The sequence below is a fragment of the Corynebacterium gerontici genome (assembly GCF_003813985.1).
In the GTDB taxonomy this organism is placed as follows: domain Bacteria; phylum Actinomycetota; class Actinomycetes; order Mycobacteriales; family Mycobacteriaceae; genus Corynebacterium; species Corynebacterium gerontici.
This window is the reverse complement of the sequence record NZ_CP033897.1, coordinates 1,991,014-2,003,138: the sequence shown is the minus strand read 5'-3', so window position 1 is coordinate 2,003,138 and position 12,125 is coordinate 1,991,014. Positions and strand designations below refer to the sequence as shown.

Below are 12,125 nucleotides of genomic sequence, written 5' to 3'. Positions count from 1 at the left end.
GCCTCACGCGACAAGGCTGAGAAGCTGCGTAGCAGGAGTAATATCATAATCCCCATGGCACGTGCGTTGCCATGGGGATGTTCTTTTTGCCCACTAACGAAAGTGTAGTTATGGATTTATCGGATCGGAGCTACCGCCGTCAGGCCCGCGCACTGGGGATTTTTGTCACGATCGGTGCGATCTTCGGGCTGATTCTTGGCGTGGTGGTGCTGCTGTTCAATCCGATGGATAATGAGGCGCTCGGGTTGGTCGGGGTGGTATTCTTCGGCCCCGTGATCATGTGGGGCGTACGTGGTTTCAAGCGCGCGAAGGCGCGTCGTGCCTACGCGAGGATCGATGCCGCGCAGTTTCCGGAGCTTCATGCTTTGGTGCAGAAATTCTCAGATCGAGCGGGCCTACGAGAGCTTCCTCCTGCGTACCTGGTCAGCGATGAGGCGATCAATCCCTGCGCCGCTGATATGGGGGCGCGCCCTTCTGCGCGCATTGGCAGTGATTTCTTTGCGGGTTGTCGCGAGAATGATGCTCCCGAGGCTTTGGAGTTTATGGTGGCGCACCAGATCGCGCACCTGAAAGCCGGACATGGCAGCCATTGGTGGTCCATGGTGGTGGCCTCGGTGCGCCTCATGCCGGTGCTCAACGCCGTGGTGGCGCGCTATATGGAATTTCACGCTGATCACCTTGCCGCGCAAATGGTCCCCGAGGGTGCAGCTAAGGCGATTGGGCTGTGCCAAGTGGGCAAAGATAATTTTCCATACCTCAACCAGCAGGTGCAGTTCAGCAGCGCGGGCAAAACACGAGGATTGTGGGGGACTTTGGCCAAGTGGAGTGGTCTTGATGTAAGTCCGTCTGAGCGCTACGCCAGGCTTGTCGACGCCAATCTCGTACCCCAACCGGAAGATTCAACGGCAACATCATTCGTTTCACCTCGCTGGAATAACGGGGAATAGGCTCCCCAAACGAGAGCGTTGCATTGAGGGTACGTGGAGGCGTCTCTCCTTCATCAAAATTCTTTTGAGGACCAAGCGCATGAACAACCTACTTTCTTCCGCCGCCGTAGGCATGATGTCTGTGAACAATCGCGTCACCATGGCGGCATTGACCAGAATGCGGGCCGGTGAAGATGGCGTGCCCACCCCGATGCACGCTGAGTATTACGCTCAACGCGCCAGCGCCGGTTTTGTGGTCACAGAAGGCACTTTCTTGAGTTTCCGCAGCCGCGGTTTCGCGGGCCAGGCGGGCATTGCCAATTCGGCGCAGCAACTCGGCTGGGCTGGGGTGGCAAAGGCGGTGCACGAGCGGGGCGGTGTTCTGGTTATGCAACTAATGCATGCAGGGCGTATGAGCCATCAAGACCTGACCCGTGGCCAGCAACCAGAGGCGCCGAGCGCCATCGCTGCAGGGGTGCAATTGCGCACCTCTGGAGGCAAGCTCGACGCTCCCGTCCCGCACGCGATGAATGCCGAGGACCTTGAGCGTGTGAAAGCTGAATTTGTTGCTGGTGCACGCCGGGCTATCGACGCGGGCCTTGATGCTGTTGAGATCCATGGAGCCAACGGCTATCTCTTGCATGAGTTCTTAAGCCCCGCGGCGAATCACCGCGAGGATGCCTACGGTGGCAGCCCGAGTGCGCGGGCACGATTTGTAGCAGAAGTTATCCGTGCCGTCGCTGAGGAAATCGGTGCACAGCGCACAGCGTTGCGCATCTCCCCCGAGCACAATATCCAGGGATGTTTGGAACTTGATCCAGAAGAAACTCGGGCAACCTATCGGGCGCTCCTTGAGCAGATCGCCGACCTCGATTTGGCGTACCTGTCCATCCTCCACGCGAATCCGGAAAGCCGCTTGGTGCAGGAGCTGCGCCACCTTTTCGGCGGTTTCACCGTTGTGAATACCGGTTTTGCTGAGGTCACGCAGCAGGCAGAAGCAGAGGCCATCCTCGAGCGCGGGCTTGGCGACGCCGTAGCGGTGGGCCGTTTGTTCATCGCCAATCCGGACCTTCCACGCCGCTGGGCAGAAGGTGCAGATTTGAACGAGCCGGATATGGCAACGTTCTATGTCGGTGGGGCTCGCGGTTATATCGATTATCCGAGCCTTGGATAGAGGCGGGGGAGCGTCGAAAAGCTTCCCCCGGACAGGGGGAATCTGAATCGTTTTAGTTGGTTTTCTGAATCGTTTCAGCGCCTGAGCTGCTCGTTTGTGGCTGGCTCGCGGGGTTATGGTCGTGGGCATGGCAAAAATCAATGTGGCAATTGCAGGCCTTGGAAATTGTGCAACGTCGCTGATCCAAGGCATCCATTACTACCGCGATGCGGACCCCTCCCAGGAAGTTCCTGGACTCATGCACGTCCAATTCGGCGATTATCACGTTGGTGATCTCAACGTGGTGGCAGCCTTCGATGTGGATGCAGACAAGGTGGGCAAGGACGTTTCCGAGGCGATTCAGAGCGGTCAGAACTGCACCATCAAGATCTGCGATGTTCCTGAGACGGGTGTGAAGGTCCAGCGTGGCCACACCCTGGATGGCTTGGGTCGTTACTATCAGCAAACCATCGAGGAATCCGATGCTGAGCCGGTCGATGTAGTGCAGGCTCTTAAGGATGCCGAGGTAGATGTGCTGGTGAGCTACCTGCCGGTGGGCTCCGAGGAAGCAGACAAGTTCTACGCCCAGTGCGCGATCGATGCTGGTTGCGCCTTTGTAAACGCCCTGCCGGTGTTTATCGCCTCTGATCCTGAGTGGGCTGAGAAGTTCCGTGCAGCCGGTGTGCCGATCGTCGGTGACGATATTAAAAGCCAGGTGGGTGCCACCATTAGCCACCGCGTCCTAGCCAAACTCTTTGAAGACCGTGGAGTGCGTTTAGAGCGAACCATGCAGCTCAACGTGGGTGGCAACATGGACTTCAAGAACATGCTGGAGCGCGAGCGCCTGGAATCCAAGAAGATTTCCAAGACGCAATCGGTAACCAGCAACGTTCACTCAGGGCCACTCGCGGGGAAGGTAGAAGACCGCAACGTACACATCGGCCCCTCCGACTATGTGGAGTGGTTGGATGATCGCAAGTGGGCCTATGTACGCCTGGAGGGCACGGCATTCGGTGACGTCCCGCTCAACTTGGAGTACAAGCTTGAGGTGTGGGACTCACCCAACTCCGCCGGTATCATCATCGACGCTATCCGCGCCGCGAAAATTGCCCTCGATCGCGGTATCGGTGGGCCGGTGGAATCCGCCTCCTCCTACCTGATGAAATCACCGCCCACCCAGCTTGATGACGACACCGCGCGCGCCCAGCTCGAAGCATTTATCGCGGGGGAGTAGGTGCCGCCGAACCAATTCGGCTTTTAAAGTGCCCCACAATTTGCTTCGCGTCCTGCGCATGTTGTAGTCTCGCAAGTCGAAGTTTGAAACGGACCGCTTGGTCCCCGCTCAAGTTTCACCGAAGACCGTCGGTTAGCCACTTATGGCTCGAAGGTATCCAAGCAATTGGATCAGCCTACGCAGGAGACACTGAAGCGTTTTACTCCTTCCAAGGAGAACTACGTGCCCTGTGCTCTTGCACGGGGTTTTTGTTTTGTCTCACATCGTGGGGCGGGATTGAAGCCCCGGCGGATCAGAACACGATTGATACGTACATGAGGAAGGAGGCGAAGTAATGGCAAACCCGAAGAACGAACAGTCCCTGGCTGAGCTGAAGAACCGCTTTGCTGAGGCAGACTCTGTTGTGCTGACCGAGTACCGCGGACTCTCCGTGGCTCAGACCACCGAACTGCGTCGTGCACTGGGTGCAGATGTCCAGTACTCCGTCGCCAAGAACACCCTGGTTAAGCTTGCTGCTAAGGAAGCTGGCATCGAGGGTCTTGATGATCTCCTCGTTGGCCCCACCGCCGTTGCCTTTGTTAAGGGCGAGGCCGTGGACGCTGCGAAGGCGATGAAGAAGTTCGCTTCTGAAAACAAGGCTTTTGTTGTCAAGGGTGGCTACATGGACGGCAATGCCCTGAGCGCTGCTCAGGTTGATGCCATCGCCGAGCTGGACAACCGCGAGACGACCCTCGCAAAGCTGGCTGGCGCCATGAAGGGCAACTTGGCAAAGGCTGCAGGCCTGTTCAACGCCCCCGCTTCTCAGGTTGCGCGCCTCGCAGTTGCGCTGCAGGAGAAGAAGGAAGCGTAATGCTTGCCCCCAAGCGGGCAATACACGTTTGAAACACAATACTTTGGATGCGAACCCGCGGGCGAGCATCCGCCTTAAGAAAGGAATACCACCATGGCTAAGCTCACCAAGGACGAGCTCATTGAAGCTTTCAAGGAGATGACCCTCATCGAGCTCTCCGAGTTCGTTAAGGAATTCGAAGAGGTCTTCGAAGTTACCGCTGCTGCTCCGGTTGCTGTTGCTGCCGCTGGCGCTGCAGGTGGCGACGCTCCTGCTGCTGAAGAGAAGGACGAGTTCGACGTCGTGCTCGAGGACGCTGGCGCTAAGAAGATCGGCGTGATCAAGGCTGTGCGCGAGATCGTTTCCGGCCTGGGCCTGAAGGAAGCTAAGGAGCTCGTTGAGTCCGCTCCTAAGGCTATCCTCGAGGGTGCTAACAAGGACGACGCTGAGGCTGCTAAGACCAAGCTCGAAGAGGCTGGCGCAAAGGTGTCCCTCAAGTAATATCCCCTGGATATTCGCACAACTCTCCCCCCGGCATACTGCTGCTAGGGGGAGTTTTTGCTTTTCTGCACCCGCGCTTTCACAATCAAGCGCATGACTCCCCAGCCCACGCTCCCGGCTATCCTCGCCGACGTCGATACCGGCATCGACGACATGCTCGCGCTCATCTACCTCGGCGCTCGTCATTGCGCTGGCGAGATCGTGCTCGCCGGTGTGAGCGTCAATGCGGGCAATACCACCGCCGTGATCGCCGCCAATAACACGCGCTTCGTGCTTGATCTGGTGGGGTGCCAGGACGTGCCGGTGGCGGTAGGCGCAACCGCACCACTGTCTGTGCCATTGACCATTACTCCGGAAACGCATGGGCCGGCGGGTCTCGGCTATATCTTCGCTCCGGGTAATGAGCAAGTGAAAAGCCTGCAGGTGCGCCCCGGTGTGGTGCCCGATGCTGCTGTGATGGAAAAGCTAGCGAAAGCGGGAGCTCTCGTTCAAGGAATCCGCTCGGACGCCCCTGCGTTGTGGGCGAACGTGCTGCGCGCGCATCCCGATTGCCGATTGCTCGTTAGCGGACCGGGCACGCTGCTTGCCCAGCACGCGCAAATTGCGAGGCGCTTCGCTCAGATCACGGTGATGGGCGGTGCGGTGGACTATCCGGGTAACACCACCCCGAACGCGGAGTGGAATTTTTGGTCTGATCCCGAAGGTGCCCAAACGCTATTGAGCTTCAAGCCCACGCTCCTGAGTTTGCAGATCAGCGAAGGAATCATCGTCACGCCTTCAGAACTAGCAACGTGGCAACTCCACGGCCCGCTGCACACCGTGGTCGGCGAGGCTCTGCGTTTCTACTTTGAATTTCACCAGGCGATGGGGGAGGGGTACGTGGCACAAGTTCACGACCTCGCGGCCGCCACGGTTGCTCTCGACGCAGTGCCCTATTCCACGCGCACGCGGTTGCTACGTATTGATCCGCAGGATCGTGGGGCGGTGTTGGCTGGCCAAGGAGAACCCGTAGACGTCATCACTAGGCTTGATGCCTCCGCGGTGTTCAAGGAATTTCGCAGGGCTTTGGCGCTGCTGGACAATCGCTGAACGCGATTGGCGGTGTTCGCGGGGGCGTCGAAAAGCTAATAATTGGCACATGGGCGCTCGTCGTGCTTGAATTTTCCGTATCGAGCTCGAGGTGACATAGAGCTGCCCAGGCGCCGCCGTGCGCGAAGAACCGCCGAACAAGGTTAAACATGTCACGAACACTCCCCACAGATCCCGCAAATCGCAGGAGTTACCTGCTCAGCACCCTCGCCCTCGGCATTATGGCGATCACTTGGCTTGCTTTAGTGCTGATGCACCCTGAGGACCAATGGGATTCCCTAGCGCAAGGTTCCGGTGCGCTGGTGGCATTGCTCGGCTTCGGGTTGGGGGCCGTGGTGGCGCTGTTCGCTGTGATTCCCGTGCTGCCGCCGCGCGCACTTTCGCTAATTCCCGTGGCGCTGGTGATCAATATTGTGCTCGGCCAAATCATCGGCACCATGCCGCTGCCCATCCCGCTCTACCTCGACTGCATTGGTACTGTCCTGGTGGCGGCGTTGTGCGGCCCGCGCGCGGGTATGGCCACTGGTGTGCTTTCGGCCCTGGTGTGGGGCGTCTTTAACCCCACCGTCATTCCCTTTGCCGCCGACTACGCTATGATCGGTTTCCTGGCTGGCCTTGCTCCTTGGACTACCCGCCGCTGGCTGGTGCCCGTGTGGGGAATCGTTGTTGGTGCGCTTTCCGCGCTCATGGCGGCGCCGATTGCCTCCTTCATCTTCGGCGGTACCGCGGGCACGGGTACGGGCCTTTTGGTGAGCTTCTACCGCAGCCTAGGGCTTTCGCCCATGTCGGCTGTGTATGCGCAGTCGCTGAGCTCTGATCCCATTGACAAGCTCATCGTCTTTAGCCTGGTCTTGCTGATCATCTCCGCCCTCCCCGAACGCACCCGCCGTGTGTTTGCGCCAACCGCATGACCTTGCACCCCTACACCCCGATCACCATGGCTCTATGTTTCATGGTGATCATCACTGTGTGCAATAGTGCAGTCCTTTCCGCCGCGGGGCTCGCCTTGGTGCTGCTTTTGGGCACAGCTTTTCGACGCCCCAACGTCCTCATCGCCACCGCCCTCATGGGCATTCCCGCAGTCATTTCCTTCAGTCTCATGTACGGGCTGTTTGGCCAATGGCAGTCAGCCGCCGAGCTGAGCATTCGCTTCGCTGCGATTCTGAGTGGCGGCCTGCTGTTCTTTAGCTTTGTGGACGCCGATGAGCTGTTGCGGGCGATGAGTTTGCGAGTGCCCGCACCGGTGGTATTTATTTTGGGCTCGATCACCAGGATGCGCCAGCTTGCGCAATTTCGCCTGCACACGATCAGGCAAATTCAGCAGTCGAGGGGCATGCGAGTTCGGCGCTTTTCCTGGAAGTATGTGCTCCTGCCATTGATCGTGGGCATGATTAGTGATGCCGCTGAGCGCAGCCGTCCGCTTCAGCGCACCGGTATCGCACGACCTGGGCCGCGCACCGTGTTGTACCCGGTGAATGATCCTTTCGCCGAGCGCGTATTGCGCTGGGTAATGGTGGCTGTGACCGTGGTGTTGAGTGTATGGGTGGTGTTGTGATGGAAACGCAGCGGAGTTTCATTTGGGGTGCCTCAGGCAGTGGTTTGAGCGAATATGCCTGGCAGATCAGCGAGGATACGCAGGTGGCGTGGGTAGGCAATGATGCCGCAGCGCACATCACTTTGTTGCGGGCCACGGTAGAAGAGGAATTGGCATTCGGCATGGAGCAGCGCGGGGTGCCGCGCGAGGTCATGTTGGCCCGTATCCGAGAGGCCGCGGCGCAGTGGGGCCTGGAGCCATTGTTGCGGCGCGATCCTGCCAGCCTCTCTACCGGGCAAACCAGGCGGGTGGCCATTGCCAGCGCTTTGCTGGCGCGACCTGAAGGTTTGGTGCTGGACTGTCCTTTGGACGGCTGCGATGCGCAAGCCGCCGATACGTTGATCCAGGTGATTGAGGGGTTCCCAGGTCAGGTGACGATCTGCGATCGGCGATGGAATGCCTTGGCACAATCCGGTGCCAACTATCGCTTCGCAAACGGGGCACTGGAGCGCGCCGAAGCTCCCCGTGCGCAGTTGCCGAAGGGTGCCTACAAGCCCCTCCTGACGGCGACGCACGGTGGCAGCAATGACGTGGTGCTTCAAGAGGCCTCGATTGAGCGAAAGGATCCACGCGGCCAACAGCGCTTCGGCATCGGACCGCTTACGCTGCGCTTTCCCGCAGGTAGAATCACGCATCTTCGCGGCGTCAACGGCTGTGGCAAAACCACGCTCATGCTGGCGATTGGAGGGTTGATTCCTTCACGTGGGCACATCAACGCCCCTGCTATCGGGTGGATGCCGACGGCGATGGACCAGTCATTTTCCCAACGCAGCGCGCTCTTGGAGGCAGCTTTGGGCAGCGATGAAGAGCACGCCCAGGAGGCGCTGGAGTGGTGTGGACTAGCGGAGCTTGCCCATAAGCATCCCCTGGACCTCAACAGCACCCAACGTCGACTACTCGCCTTCGCCTGCGCGATCGTGCGCGGCCCAGGCGCACTGCTGCTCGATGAGCCCACCATCGGCCTGGACACCGAAGGCATCGAACGCTTCGCCCGGCTGATCCGTGAATTTGTGCAAGGCAACTGGCATGCGCGACTCGCATCGCGTGGCTTATCAGCCTTGGAACAAGGTGCGCCGACGGTGATCTGGAGTTGCCATGAAGTGGATTTTGCCGGCATCTCGGATTTTGTGCTGGATCTCTAGCAAAATGGGTGTGCAAATTGCATTGGAAGGAGTTGCACATGTCTATTGCCTACCGAGTACAAAACCCGCTAAACAATGAAGTGGTGGAAACGTTTGAAAGCGCCGCGGATGATCAGATTCAAGAGATCGTCTCCAAGGCCACTGAGGCCTTCCAATCTTGGCGCAACACCAGCTTCGCTGAGCGCAAGAAAATCCTTTCCCGTGCCGCTGACCTGCTGCGCGAGCGCCGTGTGGAACTGGCAAAAATCTCCGCACAGGAGATGGGGAAAGCGATTCCGCAGGGTGTAAAAGAGGTGAAATTCTCTGCGAACATCATCCAGTTCTATGCTGACCACGCTGAAGAGCACAACGCGGATACCCCAATTCCGCACATTCAAGGTGGAACGGCAGTGATGCGTCGCCTGCCGCTTGGTCCGATCCTGGGCATCATGCCGTGGAACTATCCCTTCTACCAGGTGGCGCGATTTGCAGGGCCGAACCTCATGAACGGCAACACGGTGATTTTGAAGCACGCGGAAATCTGCCCCAAGTCTTCCGCGGCGATTGCTGACATTTTCGCTGAAGCCGGTTTGCCGGAGGGCTGCTTCAACAACGTGTATGCAACTCACGAGCAAATTTCTACGATCATTGAGGATCCCCGAGTACAGGGCGTGTCCCTGACCGGCTCCGAGCGCGCAGGTGCGGCCGTGGCAGCGCAGGCCGGCAAGGCGCTGAAGAAGTGTGTGCTCGAACTCGGCGGTACCGACGCCTAGGTCATTCTCGACACCGACGATGTGAAGAAGGCCGCTGCCAAGGCGTGGGAAAAGCGCATCGAAAATGTTGGCCAGACATGTACCTCTAACAAACGCATTATCGTGATGTCCGACATTTACGAGGAATTCGTTGAGGAAATGGTCCGCATCGCCGAGTCCTTCACCAAGGGCAACCCAATGGAGCCCGGTGAGAACGAGTACTATCCGATGTCCTCACGCCAGGCTGCCGAAAACCTCGACGAACAGGTCCAGCGTGCCGTCGCGGCAGGCGCCAACCTTCGAACCGGTGGTGAGCTGCACGAAAATGGTGCGTACTTCACCCCTGCGGTGCTCACCGATGTGCCCGTGGGTTCTGATTCCTACTACGAGGAGTTCTTCGGTCCCGTTGCGGAGATCTACAGCGTTGACTCCGAGCAGGAGGCCATCGAGCTGGCCAACAACTCCAACTATGGTCTGGGTGGCGCAGTGTTCTCCCAAGACGAGGAACGCGCTAAGAAGGTTGCCGAAAAGATTGACACCGGCATGATCCACGTGAATCTGGGCCAGGCATCCAGCCCCGCCCTTCCCTTTGGTGGCATCAAGAACTCAGGCTTTGGCCGAGAGCTGTCCACACTGGCCATGGATGAGTTTGTGAACAAGCAGACTTTCTACGTGAACGACTAGTCAACTTGAGGCGGGGCTTGGCCCCGAATGGAGGAAAGGTACCGACCAACTTGGGTTGGTGCCTTTTCGTGTGGGGCTGCAGTATTCATTGCATCGACAGCCGTCGAGGTTCAAAGCCGCTGGTCACCGGTGCCGTTCTTTGAAGGTGTTAAGCCGAGGCTAGTTTTTGGTTTACCAGGGCATTCAATGAAACACCTTCTTACTGAGCCCGGACTGCGAGCCGTCTATGAAGTGATGGTGACGTTCGGACATAGAATTTTTAAGAGTGGTTGCGCCTACTCAGTGGGGTAGGGATTGGTTCTCCGGCGGAGTCCAAATCTTCGAGGATCTCCACGACGAGATTTTGAAGGCCTCGCATCTCCCGAAGCGGATCACTGTCAATCCAAGATGTGGAAGGAAACCCCGCCACGGTGGCGACAAATTCTTGATCTTCGTCGGATCACGTTTTTGGTGGGTGTACTTGGTGGCATCCATGATCAGGCGTCCTGTTTCTTTGACTCGTTCAATTTGTCGATTGCCTTCAGCACTTGACGAACTTGATAGGGCTTCGCTTTTCCTTTGGCGTTTTGAATATTGACCTTCGGATCGACTGTCCATGGGTTTCATCGAGGCCCTGTGCATTTGCTCAACAATTGCTAGCACCTTTGAAGGCACATCCTGACGGTGTTATATGCGGTACCAACTGAGCAAGGTTTTTCGGTGCATTTCTTCAAAAAATCTTTGATGGCCAGGGAAGTTCCGCACCGATGGTTTTTCCGGAAAAGCCTTCTCCTTTAGCCACAGCTTTACGTGGGGGTCATCCGCTACCCACCCTGCAAATCCAACACCTCCGGTGCTTCGGGGCCTGGGCGAGTTGATCCTGAGCGGTGATGAGCTTGGAGTCCTTAACCTCGTAGGTGTTGGTGAGCAGTTCTTGCGTACTAGTAGCCTTCGGCCCCTTGCCACCTAGTAGAAAGCAGCCAGATTCCTGGCCGGCTCCCAGAGGCAAGGTCGGGATCGGGTCGTTGCGGGCCACAATTGGGTCAGTGGCGCGCTCGAAGCAGGAAGGACTGGCACGGAGAGAAGAAGCTTCATAGTGGGTACCGGTGGTCACTGCGCTGGTGAGGGTAGGCCTTCTTGCCGACGAATCCGCGCCCTGTACCGAGTTCGAGCGCGTCGTCGGCGAGAGCGCGACCATGCCACAAGTCAAGGTTTTTTCAAGTTGCGTGCATAGGTGCCGGGGTAATCGGCTTAGAGGGGAGGCGTGGGCGCAGAAAAGCAAAAGGAAGCGTGCTTTGACTCGCCGCTGCCTTACTTTCCTCGCCAAGTTCGAGGATCCAATCGTCTTCGGCGAACTCCATACCACGACCGAATCGGGGGCGCTTTGGCATGATGGTGGCATGAAGATCGCATGGCTTGGAACTGGACGTATGGGCACCGAGCTTGCCCTGCATTTGCTGAAAGATCATGAGGTGACGGTGTGGAATCGCACTGCTGCGAAGGCGCAAAAGCTTCTCGACGCCGGCGCGACCCCCGCCAACTCTCCCGCAGAGGCAGTAGGTGGTGCTGACCTGGTGGTGACCTGCCTTTTCGGCCCACCACAAATCAAAGAAGTTGTGCTCGATGCCAACCTGATCCCCGAGGGGGTGCCCTGGGCGGACGCCACCACCGTCTCTCCAGAAGACGCTGCACAGTTTGCCGAGGCCGTTCCCACCTACGTGGCAACTCCCGTGGTTGGCTCACTTGGTCCTGCTCGTGAGGGCAAGCTGGGCGTCTATGTTGGCGGGTCCGACGCCCAAGCTCGTGACCTGGTGGCCAAAGTTGTGGCTCCATGGGCTGCCGCTAATCCAGAGCGCCTCAAGGTGGTGGACTCCGCGGCCAAGGCTGCAACCGGCAAGTTATTGGCCAATCTTGCGTTGGCAGTGAGTGCCCAGGGCGTGCTTGAGGCTTTGCACTTGGCGGCTTCCAATGGTGTGGACACGCCCGAAGCATTGGAGATGCTCGACTCCACAGGCCTTGCCTTCCTGAAGAACATGAAGGCGCCCTTCGTCCTGGGGGAACGTGACACCGAGCCGGGTGACTTCAGTGTGAATGCCATTGCTAAAGACGTGGGACTGATGCTGCGCAGTGCACAGACGGTGCTCCCAGCAACCGCGGCGGCCCTGGAAAGCCTGGAAATGCAGCAGGATGAGGGGCGCGGTGAGCACGATTTTTCCGCCATCCTGGTAAATCGTAACCAGATTGATCAGGGCTGATAGTAGGA

General features: G+C 58.4%; 11 protein-coding genes and 1 pseudogene. 11 read left to right on the top strand and 1 reads right to left on the bottom strand.

Annotated elements, in window-relative coordinates:
* The first annotated feature begins 110 nt into the window (after positions 1-110).
* The 10 genes and pseudogenes from CGERO_RS09375 to CGERO_RS09330 all read left to right on the top strand — a co-directional run bounded on the left by CGERO_RS09375 (position 111) and on the right by CGERO_RS09330 (position 9,883).
* Positions 111-947: a M48 family metalloprotease gene (locus tag CGERO_RS09375; RefSeq protein ID WP_123935354.1), complete on the top strand. Its 837-nt coding sequence runs from the start codon at positions 111-113 to the stop codon at positions 945-947.
* 79 nt (positions 948-1,026) lie between these two features.
* A complete protein-coding gene (locus CGERO_RS09370) occupies positions 1,027-2,100 on the top strand; it encodes an alkene reductase (RefSeq protein ID WP_123935352.1) in 1,074 nt (357 codons plus the stop codon).
* 127 nt (positions 2,101-2,227) lie between these two features.
* Positions 2,228-3,313, top strand: a complete 1,086-nt coding sequence (locus tag CGERO_RS09365) for an inositol-3-phosphate synthase (RefSeq protein ID WP_123935350.1) — start codon at positions 2,228-2,230, stop codon at positions 3,311-3,313.
* 334 nt (positions 3,314-3,647) lie between these two features.
* Positions 3,648-4,163, top strand: a complete 516-nt coding sequence (gene rplJ, locus CGERO_RS09360; protein ID WP_123935348.1) for a 50S ribosomal protein L10 — start codon at positions 3,648-3,650, stop codon at positions 4,161-4,163.
* A gap of 93 nt (positions 4,164-4,256) precedes the next feature.
* Positions 4,257-4,643, top strand: coding sequence for a 50S ribosomal protein L7/L12 (rplL, locus tag CGERO_RS09355; protein ID WP_123935346.1), 387 nt, complete (start codon positions 4,257-4,259; stop codon positions 4,641-4,643).
* Positions 4,644-4,736: 93 nt separating this feature from the next.
* Entirely contained in the window at positions 4,737-5,732 is a 996-nt protein-coding gene (locus CGERO_RS09350) for a nucleoside hydrolase (protein WP_123935344.1), read from the top strand.
* Between the two features lie 149 nt (positions 5,733-5,881).
* Positions 5,882-6,643 carry an ECF transporter S component gene (locus CGERO_RS09345; protein ID WP_123935342.1) on the top strand — a complete coding sequence of 254 codons (762 nt, stop codon included), beginning with the start codon at positions 5,882-5,884 and terminating at the stop codon, positions 6,641-6,643.
* 41 nt (positions 6,644-6,684) lie between these two features.
* The gene (locus tag CGERO_RS09340) at positions 6,685-7,287 is read left to right on the top strand and encodes an energy-coupling factor transporter transmembrane component T (protein ID WP_123935340.1); all 603 of its coding nucleotides are present in this window, start codon (positions 6,685-6,687) and stop codon (positions 7,285-7,287) included.
* A complete protein-coding gene (locus CGERO_RS09335) occupies positions 7,287-8,468 on the top strand; it encodes an ATP-binding cassette domain-containing protein (RefSeq protein WP_123936106.1) in 1,182 nt (393 codons plus the stop codon). The genes CGERO_RS09340 and CGERO_RS09335 overlap by 1 nt, the downstream gene beginning before the upstream one ends.
* Before the next feature lie 38 nt (positions 8,469-8,506).
* Positions 8,507-9,883 (top strand): annotated as a pseudogene (locus tag CGERO_RS09330) (NAD-dependent succinate-semialdehyde dehydrogenase).
* Between the two features lie 796 nt (positions 9,884-10,679).
* Here CGERO_RS09330 and CGERO_RS09315 read toward each other — a convergent pair.
* On the bottom strand, positions 10,680-11,060 hold the full coding sequence (locus tag CGERO_RS09315; RefSeq protein WP_123935338.1) for a hypothetical protein: 381 nt from the start codon (positions 11,058-11,060) through the stop codon (positions 10,680-10,682).
* A gap of 202 nt (positions 11,061-11,262) precedes the next feature.
* Here CGERO_RS09315 and CGERO_RS09310 point away from each other — a divergent pair, with 202 nt between their 5' ends.
* The gene (locus CGERO_RS09310; RefSeq protein WP_123936105.1) at positions 11,263-12,117 is read left to right on the top strand and encodes an NAD(P)-dependent oxidoreductase; all 855 of its coding nucleotides are present in this window, start codon (positions 11,263-11,265) and stop codon (positions 12,115-12,117) included.
* Positions 12,118-12,125 lie beyond the last annotated feature (8 nt).

What these genes read in the sequence shown, in the direction of transcription:
- CGERO_RS09375 (WP_123935354.1), top strand. Translation starts at nt 111, where the DNA reads ATGGATTTATCGGATCGGAGCTACCGCCGTCAGGCCCGCGCACTGGGG.
- CGERO_RS09345 (WP_123935342.1), top strand. Translation starts at nt 5,882, where the DNA reads ATGTCACGAACACTCCCCACAGATCCCGCAAATCGCAGGAGTTACCTG.
- CGERO_RS09365 (WP_123935350.1), top strand. Translation starts at nt 2,228, where the DNA reads ATGGCAAAAATCAATGTGGCAATTGCAGGCCTTGGAAATTGTGCAACG.
- CGERO_RS09315 (WP_123935338.1), bottom strand. Translation starts at nt 11,060, where the DNA reads ATGGTCGCGCTCTCGCCGACGACGCGCTCGAACTCGGTACAGGGCGCG.
- rplJ (WP_123935348.1), top strand. Translation starts at nt 3,648, where the DNA reads ATGGCAAACCCGAAGAACGAACAGTCCCTGGCTGAGCTGAAGAACCGC.
- CGERO_RS09370 (WP_123935352.1), top strand. Translation starts at nt 1,027, where the DNA reads ATGAACAACCTACTTTCTTCCGCCGCCGTAGGCATGATGTCTGTGAAC.
- CGERO_RS09340 (WP_123935340.1), top strand. Translation starts at nt 6,685, where the DNA reads ATGGTGATCATCACTGTGTGCAATAGTGCAGTCCTTTCCGCCGCGGGG.
- CGERO_RS09350 (WP_123935344.1), top strand. Translation starts at nt 4,737, where the DNA reads ATGACTCCCCAGCCCACGCTCCCGGCTATCCTCGCCGACGTCGATACC.
- CGERO_RS09335 (WP_123936106.1), top strand. Translation starts at nt 7,287, where the DNA reads ATGGAAACGCAGCGGAGTTTCATTTGGGGTGCCTCAGGCAGTGGTTTG.
- rplL (WP_123935346.1), top strand. Translation starts at nt 4,257, where the DNA reads ATGGCTAAGCTCACCAAGGACGAGCTCATTGAAGCTTTCAAGGAGATG.
- CGERO_RS09310 (WP_123936105.1), top strand. Translation starts at nt 11,263, where the DNA reads ATGAAGATCGCATGGCTTGGAACTGGACGTATGGGCACCGAGCTTGCC.